Source organism: Stutzerimonas kunmingensis, from assembly GCF_014764705.1.
GTDB lineage: Bacteria > Pseudomonadota > Gammaproteobacteria > Pseudomonadales > Pseudomonadaceae > Stutzerimonas.
The window spans coordinates 1-20,593 of sequence record NZ_JACXXG010000048.1 but is presented as its reverse complement, the minus strand read 5'-3'; the positions used below and the strand labels follow the sequence as shown (position 1 = coordinate 20,593).

The window sequence follows — 20,593 nt, the reverse complement described above, 5'->3', positions numbered from 1 at the left end:
AGATCAACCGCAAGAGCGTGATCGTCCTGGCCGAGAACGGCACGAAACAGTACAAGGTCTCACCGGAATTGCTAAGGCCCCTTCGGGACGTAAAGTAAGTCCAGTACGTCGTGGAATGAACGCTTACTCTTCGTCCGACTGACAGCTCACAGTGGCGTCTGCCGCTCGTTTAGAATGAGTGCTTTGCTCGGATATTTGCTATGCCGGAATCGGCTGCTACGCCAGGGCTTGATGAGGTTCCGCTCGAGCAGTTAGTCGCTTGCCCTGAATGTGATTTGCTGATGCTCAAGCCGAACCTCAATCTCGGCGAGGTTGCTGAGTGCCCTCGTTGTGGTTGTGAGCTGTTTCGCTTGCGGCATCGAATCGTCGGTCCTGGGCTGGCGTTGGTGCTCGCTGCGTTGCTGTTGTACTTCCCGGCCAACTTCCTACCCATCATGAGACTGAATCTGCTCGGCCGGGTTACTGACGATACGGTCTGGAGTGGTGTGCTCAGTTTGTATAACAGCGGCATGCAAGGTATCGCCGTGGTGGTGTTTCTCTGCAGCATGGCTGTGCCGTTACTTAAACTTCTTTGCCAGCTCGCTGTATTGCTCTGCATTGCGGTTGATCGGGCGAAGCCATTGGGCATGCTGCTCTACCGGACGTATCACCATCTACGTGAATGGGGGATGCTGGAGGTTTACCTGCTCGGCATTCTAGTGTCGATCATCAAACTCAGGGACATGGCCGAACTCAGCCTGGGGATCGGGCTGGCGTGCTTTGCCGGTCTGCTGGTCGTTCAGGTCTGGCTAGAGTTGGTGATGTCGCCGCACCAGGTCTGGCAAGCGTTGTCGGAGCGCCACGATGCGCGCCGCTGATGCCGGGTTGATGGTTTGCCACGAGTGCCATCAGCTCAACCGGGCGGACGCCGGCCAGCGTCATCAGCGCTGCACCCGCTGTGGCGCGCGCGTGCATATGCGCAGACCCAACAGTATCGTTCGAACCTGGGCGCTATTGATCACTGCAGCTCTGCTCTACCTGCCGGCGAACCTGCTGCCGATCATGACGGTACGCATGCTGGGCAGTGGCACGCCGGACACAATCATGTCTGGCGTCGTGACCTTGGCCAAGCACGGCATGTTTCCAATAGCCGCCGTGGTGTTCATCGCCAGCATTCTGGTTCCGACGTTAAAACTTGTTGGAATCGCGATGTTGCTGTTTTCAGTACAGCGCCACCATCCAATGTCGCCGCGCCAACGGATATTGGTTTTTCGCTTTATCGAGTGGATCGGACGCTGGTCCATGCTCGATATTTTCGTCATCGCCATTCTGGTGGCGATCGTCAATTTCGGCAGCCTCGCCAGCGTCGAAGCGGGTTTCGGCGCGATAGCCTTTGCCAGCGTAGTCATCCTGACCATGTTGGCTGCGATTACATTTGACCCTCGTCTGATCTGGGATAACACGGAATCCGGGAACAAGCATGACTGACCTGCCACAAGCCAATACTCGCCCTGCCTCCAGCTGGTCGGCCATCTGGATTCTGCCTCTGATCGCACTGGCTATCGGAGCGTGGCTCGCCTGGCAGGCCTATAGCGAGCGAGGCATCCACATCGAGGTGGTCTTCGAGAGTGCCGAAGGGATCGAGATCGGCAAGACGTCGGTGCTCTACAAGGGCATGACGATCGGTGTCGTGCGTGATCTGCGTCTAGGCGACGATGAGCGTCGGCAGGTCGTTGTCGCGGACATCGAGATGAACAAGGACGTCGATGGCTATCTACGCAGCGGCACGCGCTTCTGGCTGGTCAAGCCCAGTGTGACGCTAGCCGGGATTACCGGGCTGGAGACTCTGGTGTCGGGCAACTACATCGGTATCAGCCCTGCTGATGGCGAGCCGACCAAGCGTTTCGTCGCGCTGGCAGAAGAACCGCCGATGTCCGACAGTCGCATCGGCCTGCACTTGACGCTCAAGGCCGAGCGGCTCGGCTCGTTGAATCGCGGCAGCCCGGTGTTCTACCGGCAGATCCAGGTTGGGCAGGTGAAGAACTACGTACTGGCTGAGGATGACAGCACGGTCGAGGTGCAGCTGTATATCCAGCCGGAGTACGCGCATCTGGTGCGCAAACACACGCGATTCTGGAACGCCAGCGGCGTCACCGTGGATGCCGGCTTGACCGGGGTGAAGTTTCGTACGGAGTCGCTGGCCAGTATCGTGGCCGGCGGGATTGCCTTTGCCACGCCAGCGCACCGCAAGGACAGCCCTGCGACCGATCCGAGCATTCCGTTCCGCCTTTACGAGGATTTCGATGCCGCCCAGGCCGGTATCAAGACGCTCGTATCGCTGCAGGATTTCGATGGGCTGCAGGCCGGCCGCACGCCGGTCATCTACAAGGGCATGCAGGTCGGTCTGCTGAAAACGCTGGATATTGATTCGGACCTCAGTGGTGCGCAGGCCGAACTCTCCATCGATCCGCTGTTCGAGGACTATCTGGTCGAGGACACGCAGTTCTGGGTGGTCAAGCCATCGGTTTCGGTGGCCGGCATTTCCGGACTCGAGGCTCTGGTACGCGGCAATTACATTTCGGTTCGCCCTGGCGAGAAAGGAGCGGAACCCCGGCGCAATTTCGTCGCGCGCGCAAAGGCGCCGCCGCTGGATATTCGATCGCCCGGTCTTCACCTTGTGTTGACCGCCGACAATCTCGGCTCGCTGGATGTCGGCAGCCCGGTCCTGTATCGCCAGGTGCGGGTTGGCTCCGTGCAGAGCTACCAGTTTTCACGGGACCAGCAGCGGGTCGTGGTGGGCGTGCATATCGAACAGCTGTACGCGGATCTGGTGAACACCTCGAGCCGGTTCTGGAATGCCAGTGGCATCTCCCTGACCGGCGGGCTTTCCGGTATTGAGGTACGCAGCGAATCGCTGCAGAGCCTGCTGGCCGGGGGCATCGCATTCGAGACGCCGGAGCCGCAAGCTCCGGCTACCAGAAAGGTGCCCCGATTCAAGTTGCACAAGGACCGGGACAGCGCAATACGGCGCGGTACCTCGATAGAGATTCGTCTCCATCGCGGCGACGGCCTCGTTGCCGGCACGCCGATCCGCTACAAGGGGCTGGAGGTCGGCGAGGTTGACAGTGTGACGCTTAGCGACGACCTCGGACACGTCGAGCTGCGGGCCCGGATTACCGCCGCAGAGTCGCGAATTGCTCGTGCTGGCACTAAGTTCTGGGTGGTACGGCCCGAGCTGGGCCTCATGCGCACCGCCAATCTGGATACGCTGGTCAGTGGTCCCTATCTTGAGGTGGCTCCCGGCAAACCAGGTGCGGCTGCTCAAGCGCATTTCGTGGGCCAGGAGCGTGAGCCGCAGAAGGCTGGTGAAGGGTTCCCCTTGGTCCTCAGCGCTGCGCGTTTGGGTTCGATCAAGCCAGGCAATGCGGTCACCTACCGTGAGGTGAAGGTCGGCGAGGTGACTGGCTACGAGTTGGGGCAGACTGCCGACCGCGTGCTGATCCGCGTGCTGATCGAGCCACGCTACGCTGCATTGGTGCATACCGGCAGCCGGTTCTGGGAAACCAGCGGGTTCGGTGTCGACTTCAGCCTGTTCAAGGGCGCCAGCGTGCGTACCGACTCGCTGGAGTCGCTGATCGAGGGTGGCGTTGCCTTCGCCACCCCTGATGGTGAGCAGATGGGGCGCCGCGCACTACCGGGACAGACGTTCGCCTTGTTCAAGGAGCCGCAGGAGGAATGGTTTGGCTGGGCGCCGAAGATCGAGCTGGGGCGAGCTGCCAGTGACAAGTGACGATTGATCTGGGACGTTGTTGGTGGGCTGAAGTCCACCCTATGGCGATATCCGGATGTGTATGAAAAAGGGCCCCGCGGGGCCCTTTTTCATTGCAGGGAGATCAGGCCGGTTCTTCGGTCCGTTGGGCTGAAGCAATGTGCTCGCTGGCGACCGGTTCGCGGCGGCTGATGTATTTCCAGTCCGCCTCGTCGATGTAGATACCGGCCGGCCCGCTGCCGCCCTCCAGGTCGATGGCGACGTGGGCCGAGACCTGTGGCTTCACCGACGCGAGGATCGGCACGAAGCCCAGCTGCAGGCTGGTTTCGATCAGCGCCTGCTGGTTGCGCTCGTCGATGTCAGCCGCCTCGTCGAGGTAGTAGGGCAGGCGGATGCGCCCGGCCTGCTCGCGGTCCATCAGGTGCAGCAACAGATACATGTTGGTCAGCGCCTTGATGGTCATGGTGGTGCCGTTGGACGCCGCACCGTCGATGTCGGTGTGGATAACCGGCTGGCCGCCAACCTTGGTGATCTCGAACGCCAGCTCGAACAGGTCCTTCAGGCCCAGCTGGTTGTTGTTCGCCGCCACCAGCCGCGCCAGATACTCCTTGGCTTCCTCGTTCTTCGCGTCCTGTTCGGAAGACTGGGACAGATCGAACACCGAGAGCGTCTCGCCTTCCTCGTATTGCCCGGCGCTGTGGATGATCTGATCGATGTGCTTGAGCGCATCCTTGTTCGGCGCCAGCACGATGCGGAAGCTCGCCAGGTTGGAAACCTGACGCTTGTTGATCTCGCGGTTGAACAGCGCCAGCTGGTGTTCCAGGCTTTCGTAGTCGCTACGGATATTGCGCAGCGTTCGAGCGATGTCGGTGACCGCGGCACGGCGCGCCTTGGCCAGGGTCAGCGCCTCGTCCTGACGGTGGGCGTAGGCATTGACCAGCAGCTGCAGGCGGCGCTCGGGGTCTTCCTCGCTATCGAACTTGGCTACGCCCCTCAGGCGCACCTGGGCATACAGCGCCTCGATCTGGCCGTCGACGCGCTGCAGCGCCTGCCAGCTGTCCTGGTAGTCGTTGAGCAGCGGCAGCAGGTTGTCCAGCGAGTCGTCCACCGGGTCCATAAAGGGCGTGCCGAACGGCAGGTTCGCCGGTAACAGCTGGCGGCGGCGCAGGGCATCCTCGAGCGTGCGTTCCTTGGCTTCCAGATCGGCCAGCTGACGGCCGACCAGCTGCAGCTTGGCGGACAAATGCTGCACGCGCTCGGCGAAGGCGTCATTGGTGCGCTTGAGTTCTTCCTGGGCGGCTTCGGCCTGGGCCAGCTGTTCCAGCTTCGCCGGCTCCTCGGCGGCCAGGGTCTGGCTGCGGCGGAAATCCTCCAGCGCTTTCTGCGCATCCAGCACGGCCTGGTACAGCGCCTCGGCCTGGGCCTTGCTCGCGGCTCGGTCGACGGCCACGGCATGCTGGGTCTTGAGCTGCTTGAGCTCGCGCTCCAGACGATCCTTCTGGTCGCGCAAGGCGGCACGGTCTGCCAGGGCCTGCAGCGCCGGTGGCTCGATATGCGAGAGGTCGATGGACAGGCCCGGCACCGAGAAGGTGTCGCCCTTAAAGCGATCAAGCACCGCTTCGACGGCCTTGACCCAGTCGTCACCCTCGGCGCTGATGCCTTTCTCACCCAGCGGCAGGCTGAACAGCTGGCCGTTGAACAGGCGCATCAGGCGATCCACATCGGCCTGGGAAAATTCCTCGCGTAGCCGGGAATAGCTGTTGTTGTCGGCATGGTCGAGCTGCTGCTTCACCGACTTCAGGCGCTTTTCCAGATCGCGCAGGCGCTCGTCGAGGTCTTCGCTGGAGAACTGACGGGACTGCGCCAATGCACCGGCCAGCTCGTCATGGGCGTCCTTGGCGGCGAGCAGCTGCTGCTCCAGCACATGGGCGTCCTCGACCAGGGCGAAACGGTTCTTCAGCACCGCCAGCTCGCCGAGCCAGCGCTGGGCTTCGCTGATTTCACGTTCCAGGCGCATCAGTTCGCCGGTCGAGCCGCGCTGTTCGTTCTGCAGGCCGTCCTGCTCGCGACGGTAGTGCTCGGCCTGGATCACCAGCTCTTCCTTGCGTGCATCGGCGTAGTCGTGCCAGGTGCCGAGCAGGTTGTCGAGCAGCGGTGACAGGCGATGCAGCTTGCCGCGCAGCAGCTCGCGCTGAGCGACGCCGGCTGCCAGCGCCTCGACCAGTGGGCCGGCGGCTACCAGCGCCTGGTAGTCCTGCTCCATGCGGCGCACGTCGCGGAAGGCTTCTTCGGTGGCTGCGATGTAGTCGACGCTTCCCGAGCGCAGGCTGTGCTCGAAGGCATCGAGGAACAGCTGCTTCAATTTGGCCGCCGTGATCTCGCGCATGTGCAGCAGGTTGATGAACAGCGCGCGGAAGGTCTTCAGGCTCTGCTCGCTGGTCGAGCGCAGCGGGATCAGCGTCATGTCCAACGGGATCGAGGTGTGCCCGCCGACCAGCAGCCGGCGCAGTTCATCCGGCTTGGCCTCGTAGGCCTTGATGCCGGCGCGTTCGAGGTTGGCGAACAGCTCGCGCTGGCGCAGGCATGTGCCGTTCTGCTGGTAGTGGTCCAGATCCAGCGAGCCCTGGTAGACGAAGAACTGGTGGCCGAAGCCGCCGCCCGGTCCGCGACCGGCCACGCCGATCACGTGCGGGCCGTGGGGCAGCATGACTTCGACGAGGATGTAACTGGTGTCCGAGGCGAAGTAGAACTTGCGCGACTGCTCGAGGCTGTACTTGCCGAAGCTCATGTCCGACATGCGTGCCAGGATCGGAAATTGCAGCGCGTTGATCGACGCGGACTTGCCGAGGTTGTTGGCGCCGTAGACCGACAACGGGTTTTCCAGCGGGAAGATGCCGAGGCTGTAGCCGGCGGTGTTCAGCAGGGCGAAGCGGCGAATGCCGTAGCGTTCCTGGCTCATGCTTCAAGCTCCTTTTCTTCGGCGATGGCGCGGGCCAGGGCGTCCTCTTCGGACTCTTCCAGCGGCTCGTCGATGAGGATGATGTCGTCCTCGCTCTCGTCCTCGGCGATCAGCTCCGGCGCTGGTAACGGCAGATCGCTGCTGTGCAGGCTGGCGGCCAGATCGCGGTCCTGCTGCACCGACAGGCAGACGTCGAGGAAGCGGTGCATCGGTGGCAGGAAGCGGTAAACGCCGTTGCTGTCCTCGGCGAAGCCCAGCTGCGTCAGGCGGCGGATGACCTTTTCTTCCAGCTCTTCCTGCGTGGTGACTTCGGCCTGCAGGAACAGGTCGCGGTACTTGTCCAGCAGCGCCGGCAGTTCATCGCGACCGAGACTGCCGCCATCGAGCACGGCCAGCGGATCGCGGCCCTGGTCGGCCAGGTGCTCGACGAGGATGAAGGTGAACAGTGCCAGGCGCTGGGCGGTCTTGTTCACCTGCGCGCCCATCTGCTCGGGGACGAAGTAATAGAAGCCGCGCGGATCGCAGACCAGCTCGAAGCCGAGCGCCTTGAACAGTGCGCGGTACTGGTCCTGCATGTTCGACAGCTGCGCGTAGGGCTCCGGCTCGCTGCGGGACAGGTGATAGCCCTTGAACAGCTCGCGGAAGATCGGCGCCAGCTGGGTCATTTCCTTGAGGTCGATGTTCATTCAGGTTGCTCGCTGGATCGTTGGGTAGAAATCAACAAGGTGATTTCCACCGCGTGATTTGATGGGCTTTGGCCTGTCTGTGCTGCTGGTTGGTGCCTGCCCCTCACCCCAACCCTCTCCCCATAGGGGAGAGGGGGCTGTTGGTGCGGGGAGCGGAAAGCGACGTCGACCTGAGCCTTGCGATGGGCAGGCTGCGGGGCCTGGCTGTAATGCCGAATGTGAGCGAAGTATGGAAGACCTCCCCATGGAAAGCGGCGAAGCCTTTTCCACCTTTTCGATTCGGCGTGGCTGGAGGTGGACAAGCTGCGCGTTGTCCACCCTACGTAGGAATCAGCCATTGGCGTTGGCCACCAGCGCAAAGGAGCTGAGGCTGACGCGGTGCTCGCGGGTCAGGTATTCGCGACGCTCCAGGCGGTCGCGCTGGAAGCGGCTGTCGCGGGACAGGCGCGAAAACCAGTAGAGCAGCTCGTCTGTGGCACCCTCGGGTTCCTGTTCCAGCAGCCAAGCCATCAGGTCTGGCAGCGGCAGTGCCTGCTGGCAGCGCTCGATCATCTCGCGGGCGGTGCGCGGTGCGCGCGGCTGCTCGCCCTTGCGCTTGCCGCTGGCCCGCGGGAACTGCGCCGGTTTCGGCTCGAAGCGGGCCAGGGCATAGACGTAGGCCTCGACCTGGCTGGCAGTGCCGAGAAAAGTGCTCTGCGGACGAGTGAACAGCGGCAGCGAGGCCTGCGGTACGGCGTCCAGGCCTTTCTTGCGGATCGCCGACAGCGCCAGTGCGGCGCCGCGGGTCACGGCGTTGTGCCGGCGCGCTTCCTCGCGCAGCGGCAGCAGCAGCTCGCGGGCCTTGCGCAGGGTCAGCTGGGCGGTGGTCTGCATTTCGAGGATGCGCGCATGGGTGCGCAGCAAGAGGTCGTCGTCCACCAGCTGGCCAAGGCGTTGCTGTTCGCCGAGCAGTTTCATCAGCACCTGCTCGACGCGGTGCACGCCCTGCTCGAAGGCGCCATCGGCGGAGACCAGCTGGATCATTGGCTCGACGTATTCGTCCCAGGTCGCCAGCACCTCGGCATAGCGCTGGCGCAGCGGGATCTGGCGGTCGCTGGTCTTGGCCCGGTCGGCCACGGCGACCAGGGCCTGCTCGTCGTTATCGAGCTTCTTCAATACATCGCGCACGCGCATGTCCAGCAGGCGCAGCTGGCGGGCCAGGTCGTTGCCATCGCGAATCTCGAACGCATCGAGGATATGCCCGGCCAGGCGCTCCAGGTGGCGCAGGTAGGCTTCGATCTCCAGGCACAGGCCGAGGCGGTGTTCGCGGCGCAGGTAGGCGAGGAAGTCGTGGATCTGCGCGTTCAGCTCGAAGCGGTTGGGGCTTTTGGCCACCGGCACCAGGATGTCCAGGCGGATCCACTGGTCGAGCAGGGCAGTGATATCGGTGGGCGTGCCTTCGGGCAGCTGCGCGGCCAGCTGATGACGAAGTTCGACCAGGCTCAGGGTGCCGGCGTCGAAACGCTCGCACAGCGGCTCGAGCAACGTCCAGTGTTCGGCGAGGGCACGCAGTACGCGCTTGGGTTCGATCATCGAGGCGCCAGTCCAGCCAGTGAAAAAGCGCGAATTGTACTGCATTGACAGCCCACTGAAGGCCCGCCGGACAATCGGACGCGCTCTGAATGCGGCGCCCGGCAATCAACTGGGCGATTCACTTGAACGTCATTGCAGGCGGGTTAGCCTGTCTAGCATCGGCGCTTGCAGCCACATCGGTGCTGCCGGATGTCCTTGAATGGTGACGAAGTGTTGAAAATCTATTTCGATCTGCGCCGGTAATCGGCACAATTCGCGGCTTTTGCAAACGGGAGCTGCCGGCTCCTGTCCGGCGAAATCCCTTGGGGGCACGTAGACATGATCCAGACGCCGTATTACCTCATTGATAAACAGAAGCTCCTGGGCAACCTGGAGAAGATCGCCTACGTGCGCGAACAGTCCGGCGCCAAGGCGCTGCTGGCCCTCAAGTGCTTCGCCACCTGGTCGGTATTCGACCTGATGCAGCAGTACATGGATGGCACCACTTCGTCCTCGCTGTACGAACTCAAGCTCGGCCGGCAGAAGTTCGCCGGCGAAACCCACGCCTACAGCGTGGCCTGGGCCGATGATGAGATCGAAGAGATGGTCGCCAACTGCGACAAGATCATCTTCAACTCCATTGGCCAGCTGGAGCGTTTCGAGGCCGGCACCGAGGGCATCATCCGCGGCCTGCGCGTCAATCCGCAGGTCAGCAGCTCGGATTACCTGCTGGCCGATCCGGCGCGGCCGTTCAGCCGCCTGGGCGAGCACGATCCAGCGAAGATCGAGGCGGTGATCGGCAAGATCAGCGGCTTCATGTTCCACAATAACTGCGAGAACAGCAGCTTCGAGCTGTTCGACCAGATGCTGACCACCATCGAGGAGCGCTTCGGCCACCTGCTGGAAAAGGTCGAGTGGGCCAGCCTCGGCGGCGGTATCCACTTCACCGGCGAAGGCTATCCGCTGGATGCCTTCTGCGCGCGGCTGAAAGCGTTCTCGGAAAAATTCGGCGTACAGGTCTACCTGGAGCCGGGCGAAGCGGCGATCACCATGAGCGCCTCGCTGGAAGTGACGGTGCTCGACACCCTGTTCAACGGCAAGAACCTTGCGGTGGTCGACAGCTCGATCGAGGCGCACATGCTCGACCTGCTGATCTACCGCCTCAACGCCAAGATGGCGCCCTCAGGCGGCGAACACACCTACATGGTGTGCGGTAAGAGCTGTCTGGCCGGCGATATCTTCGGTGAGTACCAATTCGATCGCCCGCTGGCCATCGGCGATCGGCTGTCGTTCATCGACGCGGCAGGCTACACCATGGTCAAGAAAAACTGGTTCAACGGCCTGAAAATGCCGTCCATCGTGGTAAAGCAGCTCGACGGCAGCGTCGAGGTGGTTCGTGAGTTCGACTTTAACGATTACCTGTCCAGCCTTTCCTGAGGCCGCAGTACAAGGGGGTGAAACAATTGAAGAAAAACGTTCTTATCATTGGTGCAGGAGGTGTCGCCAAGGTGGTGGCCCATAAGTGCGCGCAGCACAACGACGAACTCGGTCGTATTGCTATCGCGTCGCGCAACATCTCCAAATGCCAGGCCATCATCGACAGCGTGCAAGCCAAGGGCGGGCTCAAGCAGCCCGGCGAAATCAAGGCCTATGCGCTGGACGCCATGGACGTGGAAGCGACCAAGGCACTGATTCGTGAAACCGAATCGCAGATCGTCATCAACGTCGGTTCTGCCTTCCTCAACATGTCCGTGCTGCGCGCCTGCATCGACACCGGCGCCGCGTATCTCGATACCGCGATCCACGAAGAGCCGGGCAAGATCTGCGAAACGCCACCGTGGTATGGCAACTACGAGTGGAAACACCTGGCCGAATGCCAGGAAAAGGGCATCACCGCCATCCTCGGTGCCGGCTTCGACCCGGGCGTGGTCAACGCCTACGCTGCCCTCGCGCAGCAGGAATACTTCGACAAGATCGAGTCGATCGACATCCTCGACGTCAACGCCGGTTCTCACGGCAAGTATTTCGCTACCAATTTCGACCCGGAAATCAATTTCCGCGAATTCACCGGTCAGGTTTACAGCTGGCAGAACAGCCAGTGGACGACCAACCGCATGTTCGAGGTCAAACGCACCGACGACCTGCCGGTCGTGGGCGAACAGAGTCTCTACCTGACCGGCCACGACGAGGTGCACTCGCTCTCCAAGCACCTCGACGTGCCGAACATCCGTTTCTGGATGAGCTTCGGCGAGCATTACATCAACGTCTTTACCGTGCTGAAGAACCTCGGCCTGCTTTCCGAGCAGCCGGTGCGCACCGCCGAAGGCCTGGAAGTGGTTCCGCTCAAGGTGGTCAAGGCCGTGCTGCCCGATCCCGCCTCGCTGGCGCCGGGCTATACCGGCAAGACCTGCATTGGCGATCTGGTCAAGGGCACGAAGGACGGGCAGCCGCGCGAGCTGTTCATCTACAACGTCGCCGACCATGAAGAGGCCTACGCCGAGACCGACAGCCAGGGCATCTCCTACACCGCCGGCGTGCCGCCGGTTGCCGCCGCGCTGCTGGTGGCGCGTGGCGAGTGGGATGCGCAGCGCATGGTCAACGTCGAAGAGCTGCCGGCCCAGCCGTTCCTCAAGCTGCTCGATGTGATGGGTCTGCCGACCCGCATCAAGGATGAGCGCGGTGATCGGGCCTGGGATCAGTAACCCAGTTACGAGCTGCACGTGAGAACGAAAGGCCCCGCTGCTCTGGTAGCGGGGCCTTTTGCTTTGTTGGCGGCGCGGCGGTGGATGTAAAAAGCGACATCCACCCTGCGTTGGGGGCTGGCCTTCGTAGGGTGGAAAACCGCGAAGCGTTTTCCACCAACGTTCCCCCGCGGTGGAAAAGCCTTCGGCGTTTTCCACCCTACGCTGCAACAACCCAAGCCAAACGCAGCTTCGCCTTTCCGCTTTGTTCATTTCACGCGACAATCCGCCCACTACAGCGCCCTGTCAGAGGCGCTCGGCAGCCGTGAGGATTTCCTATGAGCAGCAACGATCGCGTCATCATCTTCGACACCACCCTGCGCGACGGCGAGCAGAGCCCCGGCGCGTCCATGACCGGTGAGGAAAAGCTGCGCATTGCCCGGGCGCTGGAGCGACTGAAGGTGGACGTGATCGAAGCGGGCTTCGCCATCGCCAGTCCCGGCGATTTCGCCGCGGTGAAGCTGGTTGCTGACAACATCAAGGACAGCACCGTGTGCAGCCTGGCGCGCGCCGTCGATGCCGACATCGAGCGTGCCGCCGAAGCACTGGCCGGCGCCAACTCTGGGCGCATCCACACCTTTATCGCCACCAGCCCGATCCACATGCAGTACAAGCTGCGCATGCAGCCGGACCAGGTGGTCGAGCAGGCAGTGCGCGCGGTGAAGAAGGCGCGCAGCCTGTGCGCCGACGTGGAGTTTTCCTGCGAGGATGCCGGACGCTCGGAGATCGACTTCCTCTGCCGCATCATCGAGGCTGCCATCGATGCCGGCGCGCGCACCATCAACATCCCGGACACCGTTGGCTACGCCATTCCGCACCAGTACGCCGACACCATCCGCCAGCTGCTCGAGCGCATCCCCAACGCCGACAAGGCGGTGTTCTCCGTGCATTGCCACAACGACCTGGGCCTGGCCGTGGCCAACTCCCTCGCGGCGGTGGTCGCCGGTGCGCGCCAGGTGGAATGCACCATCAACGGCCTCGGCGAGCGTGCCGGCAACGCCGCGCTGGAAGAGATCGTCATGGCGATCAAGACCCGCCAGGACCTGCTCGATGTGCACACCCGCATCGAGACTGAGCACATCCTCGCTGCCTCGCGTCTGGTCTCGGGCATCACCGGCTTCCCGGTGCAGCCGAACAAGGCTATCGTCGGCGCCAACGCCTTCGCCCACGAGTCGGGCATCCATCAGGACGGCGTGCTCAAGCATCGCGAAACCTACGAGATCATGTCCGCCCAGTCGGTCGGCTGGAACGCCAACAAGATGGTCATGGGCAAGCACTCCGGCCGCGCCGCGTTCCGTTCGCGCCTGGATGAGCTGGGCATCCTGCTTGAAGGCGACGAGCTGAATGCCGCGTTTGGCCGCTTCAAGGAACTGGCAGACAAGAAGCACGAAATCTTCGACGAAGACCTGCAGGCACTGGTCTCCGACACCCTGGCCGACGAGGCGCCTGAGCACTTCAAGCTGGCCAGCCTGGAAGTTGCGAGCAAGACCGGCACGATCCCCGAAGCCAAGCTGGTGCTCAGTGTCGACGGCGCCGAGCGCAGCGCTCAAGCGCAGGGCTCCGGCCCGGTGGACGCCACCTTCAAGGCTATCGAAGGGGTCGCCCAGTCGGGTGCGACCCTGCAGCTGTATTCGGTCAACGCCATCACCCAGGGCACTGACTCCCAGGGCGAGGTCACCGTGCGGCTGGAGAAGGGCGGACGCATCGTCAATGGCAACGGCGCCGATACCGATATCGTCGTCGCCTCGGCCAAGGCTTACCTCAACGCGCTGAACCTGATGCAGGTCGGCGCCAAGGCACATCCGCAGGTGGAAGGCGTTTGATCAACGAAGCCCGGCGTCGCGCCTACCTCGACGCCATGCAGGTAGCCAGCTGGCTGCCGCGTACTGAGCTGCCGTTCGCCGCACCGTCGCGGCCGGAGTTGCTGTTGCCGGTCGCGGCCGAAGCGGAGCCGGAGATTGCCGCTGCACCTGTAGCAGAGGTGTCCGTGGCCGCTCCAGTTGCGGAGCGGTCGGCCGCAGCGCCGGCAGTCGAGCAGCCGCAAGCGCCGCGTCCACGTATCGCCATGCCGGAACCCAAGCAGCCGGAACCGGTTGCTGCTGCGGCGGTAGAACAGGCGGCCGAACCGGCCAAACCCATCGAGCCACCGCCACGTTTCTCGCTGCAGCTAATGCGCGCCGGCAACGTGTTGCTGGTGGTGGAGTTGCCCACCGGCGAATCCTTCCAGAGCCGCGACCCGGCCTACATCCTGCTCAAGGACCTGCTGCGCGCGGCACGCCTGCCGGACAAGCCGCAGCAGGTCGGCGATGGCGAGCCGATTCGCTGGCCGCTGCTGAACAAGGGCAGCCTCGACCAGGGTGGAGAAGCCGCGCGTGATTACGTGCAGGGCGTGATGGCCGCCGAGCTGGAAAACATGGGCTGCGACTGCATCTGGCTGATCGGTCGCCCGGCGCTGCGTTTCGCCGGTGAAGTGGATGTCGACGCCTGTTATCGCGAAGTGGCTGTCGAAGGGCTCGGTCGCGCCCTGGCGATGCCCGGCCTGGAACAGCTGATGGAGCAGCCGGCCGCCAAGGCCGAGCTGTGGAAAACCCTGCGCCGCAGCATGCCGCGCTGGCACATAGGTTCATGAGTACGCGTGATGAGTGATGCAGTCAGCTTCCGCCCGATGACCGCGGCGGACATCGAAGCCGTGTTGAAGATCGAATACGCCGCCTTCAGCCACCCCTGGACGCGCGGCATCTTCAACGATGCGCTGAGTGCCTACGAGTGCTGGGTGATGTTCGAGGGTGAGCAGCAGGTCGGTCACGGTGTGATCAACCTGATTCTCGACGAGGCGCACCTGCTCAATATCACCGTCAAGCCGCAGAGCCAGGGCCGCGGCCTCGGCCTGCGCCTGCTCGAGCACCTGATGCAGCGCGCCCGTGAACGCGGCGGGCGCGAGTGCTTCCTCGAAGTACGTGCGAGCAACACCACGGCCTATCGGCTTTACGAGCGTTATGGTTTCAACGAAGTTGGCCGGCGGCGGGCCTACTACCCGGCGGCAGACGGCCGTGAAGATGCGCTGGTGATGGCCTGCACGTTGCTGGATTGATTGCTGCGGGCTTCGGTTTTTGTGCTGGAGTTCGCCGGCGCCACGATCACGGTTGCCGACCTCTGACTGTCAACAGCCTCGGTAGGGTGGATCACGCTTCACCGATCCACCGAGTTCGCGTCATGGTGGATGTAAAAAGCGACATCCACCCTACGCCCACTGGACTGATTGCTGCGGGCCGAGGCCCCGGCTTTTGGGCCGGCGCTCGTCGGCGCCCACGTCTCGCTGTTGCCGATCTCTGACTGTCGCCAGCCTTGTAGGGTGGATCGCGCTTCACCGATCCACCATGCTCGCGTCATGGTGAATGTAAAAAGCAAACATCCACCACGCCTACGCAAGGCAGCCGAGGCCGCCTTATGAGTTCCGCGGCCCTGTCGCTTCCGCCTACCGAGTGCGGCAAATGGCTCCGCTCTATTCCCCCGGCCGCTTGTCCCGGCCCGAATCCAGAGGGGCTTCGCCTTCCAGTTCTTCGTCCGACAGCACGCTGTCGTCCTCACGCAATACCGCATCGCCGCCGCTGAGGCCGGTGTCTTCGTCGCCTTCGGCGGGGCCGTCCCAGGGTTTGCCGTCAAGCGGGTCGTGGCGGCCGAGTTCGGCCTCGTCGAGATCCACATCGGCGCCGATCTCATGCTCGGAAACCACGCTCAGGTCCTGATCCGCCGGCTCGCCATGGCCGCGCTCGCTCGGCGAGCGTGCGCCGTCCTCGGGGATCAGTGTTTCCGGCGCCATGTCGTCCATTGTGGTCTCGCCATCCGGGACTTCGCCGGCCGTCATGCCTGCTTCGGCGGCGTGTTCGGAGGTGAACTCGTCGGCCACCTGTTCACCGCGCACCTCGTCGCCGATGCGACCCTTGCGCTCGTCACGGCGCTGATCGAAATCGAGCTGTTCGATGGAGCCCATGCGGTCTTCGGTGTTGTCGATTTCCGTTGGGGTGTAGGGTTTTTGATCGCTCATGATCGTCTCCTGTCAGAACGTCGGTCATGCAGGTTGTGACCCGGCCGCCCTGGGAAGATTCAGGGCTGTCGGCTGGCCGATAACGCCATTCGGGTCCATCCTTTCCTGCGGCCGTAGATGCCTGAGCGTCTTGAGAAAAAAGGGGACGAACCACCGCGCGTGATCCGGAGTCCTACTCTGCATGAATGATCAAAACGACCAACCTGCGCCAGAGCCTCGGCGCTACGCCTTCTTCTTCGATGTCGACGGAACGCTGGCTGAGATTCAGCCCCGACCGGAACTCGTCTTCATTCCACCGTCCACCCTCGCGGCCTTGGAGCGCCTGCATGCCGGCGGCATTCCCGTCGCAGTGATCTCCGGCCGACCGCTCGCGCAGCTCGATGCGCTGCTGGCGCCCCTGCAACTTCCCGCCGCCGGCGTGCACGGTGCCGAGCGCCGTGATGCCACGGGTGAGCTGCGCAATCTGGCACTCGACAATCAGGCGCTAGAGCGCATCCAGCGTGAGTTGCAGCAGGCCTGCAGCGAGCATCCCGGCCTGCACCTGGAGAACAAGAGCGTCGCCTTTGCCCTGCATTTTCGTCAGGCGCCGGAGCTGGAGGAGGTTGCCCGCACACTCGCCGAAGACTTCGCCCAGCGTTACGCCGAGGTACTGACCCTGCAGCCCGGAAAGTGCGTGTTCGAACTCAAGCCCCGCGGCGCGAGCAAGGGCGAGGTGATCCGCGCCTTCATGCAGGAAGCGCCGTTCGCCGGCCGCACTCCCGTGTTCCTTGGCGACGATCTCACCGACGAAGCCGGCTTTGCCGCCGTCAATGCGCTCGGCGGTCGATCCATCAAGGTCGGCGACGGCCCCAGCGAGGCCCGCGAACGGGTGGCGTCGGTGGCTGCCGTCGGCAGCTGGATCGAAGCGCTGCTGAACGAACCCGGTGTGCCGGCCGAACCCAGAATAAAACCCGACTAGAGCGAGATTTACTGCCATGAGCCGTTTAGTAGTGGTTTCCAACCGCGTGGCGCCAATCAAACCGGGCAAGGTAGCCGCCGGAGGGCTGGCCGTCGGTGTCTACGATGCGCTGCGCCAGGCCGGTGGCATCTGGTTCGGCTGGAGTGGCGAGATCAGCGCGACCCCGACGATCAACACCGAGGAAGTGGGCAACATCACCTACGTCACGCTGCCGCTGAACAAGCGTGACTACGACCAGTACTACCGCGGCTTCTCCAACAACACACTCTGGCCGATCTTCCACTACCGTATCGACCTCGCGCGCTACAGCCGCGAAGAATACGACGGCTACCGGCGGGTCAACGGCATGCTGGCCGAGAAACTCCTACCGCTGCTTGAACCTGACGACATCATCTGGATTCACGACTACCACCTGATCCCGTTCGCCGAAGCCTGTCGGCAGCTGGGCATCCGCAACCGCATCGGCTTCTTCCTGCATATCCCGTTTCCCGCGCCGGAAATCCTCACCGCCATTCCGCCGCACAACGAGCTGCTGAAGACCCTCTGCTACTACGACCTGATCGGCTTCCAGACCGACACCGATCGCCTGGCCTTTCAGGACTACATCACCCGCGAAGTGCGCGGTGTGATCGAGCCGGACGGCAGCCTGACCGCCTACGGGCAGAACTTCCGCGCCGGGGTTTACCCGATCGGCGTGGTACCGGACGAAATCCAGAAGCTCGCCGAAGGCTACAAGGGCCGCGCCCATCCCATGCGCCGGGCCAGCGATACCCGGCGGCAGACCATCATCTCGGTCGACCGCCTGGACTACTCCAAGGGCCTGGTGGAGCGCTTCCGCGCCTACGAAGAGTTTCTCGACCGCTATCCAAAACACCGCAACAACGTCGAATTCCTGCAGATCGCGCCGACCTCGCGTTCCGACGTGCGCACCTATCAGCACATCCGCGAGCAGCTCGAGAGCCAGGCAGGGCATCTCAACGGGCGCCTGTCCGATCTTGACTGGACGCCGCTGCACTACCTCAACAAGAGCTACGACCGCCGCGTGCTGATGGGGCTGTTCCGCACCGCCGACGTCGGCTTCGTCACGCCGCTGCGCGACGGCATGAACCTGGTCGCCAAGGAATACGTCGCCGCGCAGGACCCGGAAGATCCCGGCGTGCTGGTGCTGTCGCGCTTCGCCGGCGCCGCACGCGAGCTGACCTCCGCATTGATCGTCAACCCGTACGACTGCGTCGGCATGGCCGAAGCGCTCGACCGCGCGTTGAGCATGCCGCTGGCCGAACGCAAGGACCGCTACGAGCACCTGATGCGCGCCATTCGTGCCGCCGATCTGGATGCCTGGCGCGACAACTTCATGCGTGACCTGCGCTCGTTCGTCTCCCAGCCCAGCACCACGTTCATCGAGACTGAAGAACTCGTCGAGCCGGACTGATCGCCCGTGCGAGCCGGCCTTGCTTGTCAAAGGCCAGGCCGGCTCGTAAGGTGCGGGGCCGAACCATAGGGACAACGTAGATGAGCGAGCTGGAACCGCTGTTCGAGAACAACGCCCGCTGGGCCGAGGCCATCAAGGAAGAAGACCCCACCTTCTTCGAGAAACTGTCCAAGCAGCAGGCGCCGGAATACCTGTGGATCGGCTGCTCCGATGCCCGCGTGCCCGCCAACGAGATCGTCGGCCTGCTGCCGGGCGACCTGTTCGTCCATCGCAACGTCGCCAATGTCGTGCTGCACACCGACCTCAACTGCCTGTCGGTCATCCAGTACGCGGTCGACGTGCTCAAGGTCAAACACATCCTCGTCACCGGCCACTACGGCTGCGGTGGCGTGCGCGCCTCCATGCGTGACGACCAGCTGGGCCTTATCGACGGCTGGCTGCGCAGCATCCGCGACCTCTACTACGAGCATCGCGTGCACTTGTCCAAGCTGGCCAGCGAAGAGGAGCAGGTCGACCGCCTGTGCGAGCTCAACGTGATCCAGCAGGTCGCCAACGTCAGCCACACCACCATCGTCCAGAACGCCTGGCACCGCGGCCAGCCGCTGGCCGTGCACGGCTGCATCTACGGCATCAAGGATGGCCTGTGGAAGAACCTCAACGTCACCGTCAGCGGGCTCGATCAGCTGCCGTCGCAATACCGCCTGCGTCCGCTGCGTAACGCCTGATGAACAGCCGCCACGCCCCGGCCTTTGCCGGTCTGCTCATCGCTGTGCTCTGCTGGAGCGGCAACGCGCTGGTGGCACGTGCCTTCTATGACCAGATCCCGCCGCTGAGCCTGTCCTTCTGGCGCTGGGTGCTGGCCACCACGCTGCTGCTGCCCTTCGTCGCCCGTGGCATCTGGCTGCACCGCGCCACCCTGCGGGCTGCCAGCTGGCGCCTGCCGGTGATAGCCGCGCTCGGCATCGCCAGTTACAACTCGCTGCTCTACACCGCTGCGCAAAGCACCGAAGCGATCAACCTGACGCTGGTGAATACCTGCCTGCCACTGGCGACCTTTCTCGGGGCGGGCTTCCTGCTCGGTGAATGGCCACTGCGACGCGCCTGGTTCGGCATGGCCGTGGCGGCGGCGGGGCTGCTCTACCTGATCAGCCGTGGCAGCTGGCAGACCTTCGCCAGCCTGTCGTTCAAGGCCGGCGACCTCATCATGCTGCTGGCCGTGCTGGTGTGGGCGCTGTACACGCTGCTGCTGCGGCGCTGGTCCGGTTTCCTCACCGTGCCACCGCTGGTGCTGCTCGGCGTGCTGATGCTGCTGGGCGTGCCGCTGATCCTGCCGTTCTACCTGTACGAACTGAGCCGGGTAGGGGGCTTCGCCGCCACACCGGCCAACCTCGGCGCCATCGGCTACACCGCCGTGTTCGCCTCGCTGATCGCCTACCTCGCCTGGAACCACGGCGTAAAAGTCGTCGGCGCCGCCAAGGCCGCCATGGCCAGCTACCTGATGCCCGTCTTCACCGCACTGCTCGGCTGGCTGCTGCTGGGCGAGGCCCTGCAACCCTTCCACTGGATCGGCGGCACCCTGATCTTCGCCGGCCTGCTGCTGGCCACGCGGCCGTCATTTCGCTAGCGGCGCCCCACATGGCGCAACCTAGGCGCCATTGACCGTTCGTAACTAACCGTTTGAAAAGGATAAAAAATCTGCGGGGCCAGGGTTGACAGTCCAAACCGACCAGAGAATAATGCGCGCCACTTGGCTACATAGCTCAGTTGGTTAGAGCGCAGCATTCATAATGCTGATGTCCCAGGTTCAAGTCCCGGTGTAGCCACCAGACAAAACAAGGGGTTAGCGAAAGCTAGCCCCTTTTTTGTTTGTGTGGGTGACTACGGCTCGCTATGGCAAGGATGCTATGAAGAAAATCGCTTTATGGCTCTTCAGAGCCGCTGCGGTCCTGGGTGCGCTTGGCTGGCTTGTACTTTTTCTGTTTGGCGCGGACTGTCTGTTTTTTCTCGAGCCAGACCACAGCCGAACACACTGTTTCGCTGTCTCCCTCTATCTTTATCAGCTGCTGTTGTTGCCGGCGACTGTGTTATCACTCGTTTCATTTGTGTGGCTAACAGGTCGACAGCAGAACGCGACGCTGTTCTTCATCATTGCCCCTTTCCTGTTCGTTAAACTTCAGCTGTTCTGATTCTGTCCGTTAGCTTCTGTTTGAAGTGCGTGCCCTTCACCAGAGGGGGTAGGCGCAGTGCCGATTTCAACTCATCCGGCGAAAGGTGGCGCATAGCGCATGGTCACTGACATCTGTCTCAGGAAACCTGATGCCTCGCTCTCGCTTAGTCGCCTTCCACTAGCAGGCCGTTGAAAAAAGCCAGAGCCCGCGTGGCTCTGGCAAAATGGCGGCCATCCTCTTCTGCCGAAGCCAGCCCAAGCCGATGCGTGGACTCGACCTCAAACAAAACGAGCTGTTCAGTTATA

General features: G+C 63.1%; 17 protein-coding genes and 1 tRNA gene. 14 read left to right on the top strand and 4 right to left on the bottom strand.

The features are described 5' to 3' along the window. Positions 1-200: 200 nt before the first annotated feature. The 3 genes from IEG05_RS21515 to IEG05_RS21505 are packed head-to-tail and all read left to right on the top strand — an operon-like array spanning position 201 to position 3,769. Positions 201-857, top strand: a complete 657-nt coding sequence (locus IEG05_RS21515; RefSeq protein WP_191122711.1) for a paraquat-inducible protein A — start codon at positions 201-203, stop codon at positions 855-857. Continuing rightward, the gene (locus tag IEG05_RS21510; protein WP_191122710.1) at positions 844-1,467 is read left to right on the top strand and encodes a paraquat-inducible protein A; all 624 of its coding nucleotides are present in this window, start codon (positions 844-846) and stop codon (positions 1,465-1,467) included. Before IEG05_RS21515 ends, IEG05_RS21510 begins: the two co-directional genes overlap by 14 nt. Beyond that, complete coding sequence (locus tag IEG05_RS21505) at positions 1,460-3,769, top strand: PqiB family protein (RefSeq protein WP_191122709.1); 2,310 nt, start codon at positions 1,460-1,462, stop codon at positions 3,767-3,769. Before IEG05_RS21510 ends, IEG05_RS21505 begins: the two co-directional genes overlap by 8 nt. A gap of 103 nt (positions 3,770-3,872) precedes the next feature. On the opposite strand, the gene mksF is transcribed toward IEG05_RS21505, so the two are convergent. From mksF to mksB, 3 genes are all read right to left on the bottom strand, one after another. Then, positions 3,873-6,707 carry an Mks condensin complex protein MksF gene (gene mksF, locus IEG05_RS21500; RefSeq protein ID WP_191122708.1) on the bottom strand — a complete coding sequence of 945 codons (2,835 nt, stop codon included), beginning with the start codon at positions 6,705-6,707 and terminating at the stop codon, positions 3,873-3,875. After that, positions 6,704-7,393: an Mks condensin complex protein MksE gene (gene mksE, locus IEG05_RS21495; protein WP_014819293.1), complete on the bottom strand. Its 690-nt coding sequence runs from the start codon at positions 7,391-7,393 to the stop codon at positions 6,704-6,706. The genes mksF and mksE overlap by 4 nt, the downstream gene beginning before the upstream one ends. A 330-nt stretch (positions 7,394-7,723) precedes the next feature. Further along, entirely contained in the window at positions 7,724-9,010 is a 1,287-nt protein-coding gene (gene mksB / locus IEG05_RS21490; protein ID WP_041016180.1) for an Mks condensin complex protein MksB, read from the bottom strand. A gap of 273 nt (positions 9,011-9,283) precedes the next feature. Here mksB and IEG05_RS21485 point away from each other — a divergent pair, with 273 nt between their 5' ends. From IEG05_RS21485 to rimI, 5 genes are all read left to right on the top strand, one after another. Further along, entirely contained in the window at positions 9,284-10,381 is a 1,098-nt protein-coding gene (locus IEG05_RS21485; protein ID WP_191122707.1) for a carboxynorspermidine decarboxylase, read from the top strand. 26 nt (positions 10,382-10,407) lie between these two features. Further along, complete coding sequence (locus IEG05_RS21480) at positions 10,408-11,646, top strand: saccharopine dehydrogenase family protein (protein WP_191122706.1); 1,239 nt, start codon at positions 10,408-10,410, stop codon at positions 11,644-11,646. A 317-nt stretch (positions 11,647-11,963) separates the two neighbouring features. Continuing rightward, complete coding sequence (locus tag IEG05_RS21475) at positions 11,964-13,508, top strand: 2-isopropylmalate synthase (RefSeq protein ID WP_191122705.1); 1,545 nt, start codon at positions 11,964-11,966, stop codon at positions 13,506-13,508. Then, positions 13,505-14,314: an energy transducer TonB gene (locus tag IEG05_RS21470; RefSeq protein WP_191122704.1), complete on the top strand. Its 810-nt coding sequence runs from the start codon at positions 13,505-13,507 to the stop codon at positions 14,312-14,314. Before IEG05_RS21475 ends, IEG05_RS21470 begins: the two co-directional genes overlap by 4 nt. Positions 14,315-14,323: 9 nt before the next feature. Continuing rightward, positions 14,324-14,776, top strand: coding sequence for a ribosomal protein S18-alanine N-acetyltransferase (gene rimI / locus IEG05_RS21465; RefSeq protein ID WP_058064582.1), 453 nt, complete (start codon positions 14,324-14,326; stop codon positions 14,774-14,776). Between the two features lie 411 nt (positions 14,777-15,187). On the opposite strand, the gene IEG05_RS21460 is transcribed toward rimI, so the two are convergent. Then, complete coding sequence (locus tag IEG05_RS21460; protein ID WP_191122703.1) at positions 15,188-15,730, bottom strand: hypothetical protein; 543 nt, start codon at positions 15,728-15,730, stop codon at positions 15,188-15,190. A gap of 181 nt (positions 15,731-15,911) precedes the next feature. Here IEG05_RS21460 and otsB point away from each other — a divergent pair, with 181 nt between their 5' ends. The 6 genes from otsB (at position 15,912) to IEG05_RS21430 (ending at position 20,306) form a co-directional block, all read left to right on the top strand. After that, positions 15,912-16,688 (top strand): trehalose-phosphatase, encoded by a 777-nt coding sequence (gene otsB / locus IEG05_RS21455; protein ID WP_191122702.1) that lies wholly within the window; start codon positions 15,912-15,914, stop codon positions 16,686-16,688. 16 nt (positions 16,689-16,704) lie between these two features. Then, entirely contained in the window at positions 16,705-18,120 is a 1,416-nt protein-coding gene (gene otsA / locus IEG05_RS21450) for an alpha,alpha-trehalose-phosphate synthase (UDP-forming) (protein WP_191122701.1), read from the top strand. 80 nt (positions 18,121-18,200) lie between these two features. Further along, entirely contained in the window at positions 18,201-18,845 is a 645-nt protein-coding gene (gene can, locus IEG05_RS21445) for a carbonate dehydratase (protein ID WP_044316322.1), read from the top strand. Beyond that, positions 18,845-19,744: a DMT family transporter gene (locus tag IEG05_RS21440; RefSeq protein ID WP_191122700.1), complete on the top strand. Its 900-nt coding sequence runs from the start codon at positions 18,845-18,847 to the stop codon at positions 19,742-19,744. Before can ends, IEG05_RS21440 begins: the two co-directional genes overlap by 1 nt. A gap of 125 nt (positions 19,745-19,869) precedes the next feature. Beyond that, positions 19,870-19,946 (top strand) — tRNA-Met (locus IEG05_RS21435). Positions 19,947-20,024: 78 nt separating this feature from the next. Then, positions 20,025-20,306, top strand: coding sequence for a hypothetical protein (locus tag IEG05_RS21430; protein WP_191122699.1), 282 nt, complete (start codon positions 20,025-20,027; stop codon positions 20,304-20,306). Positions 20,307-20,593: the final 287 nt, after the last annotated feature.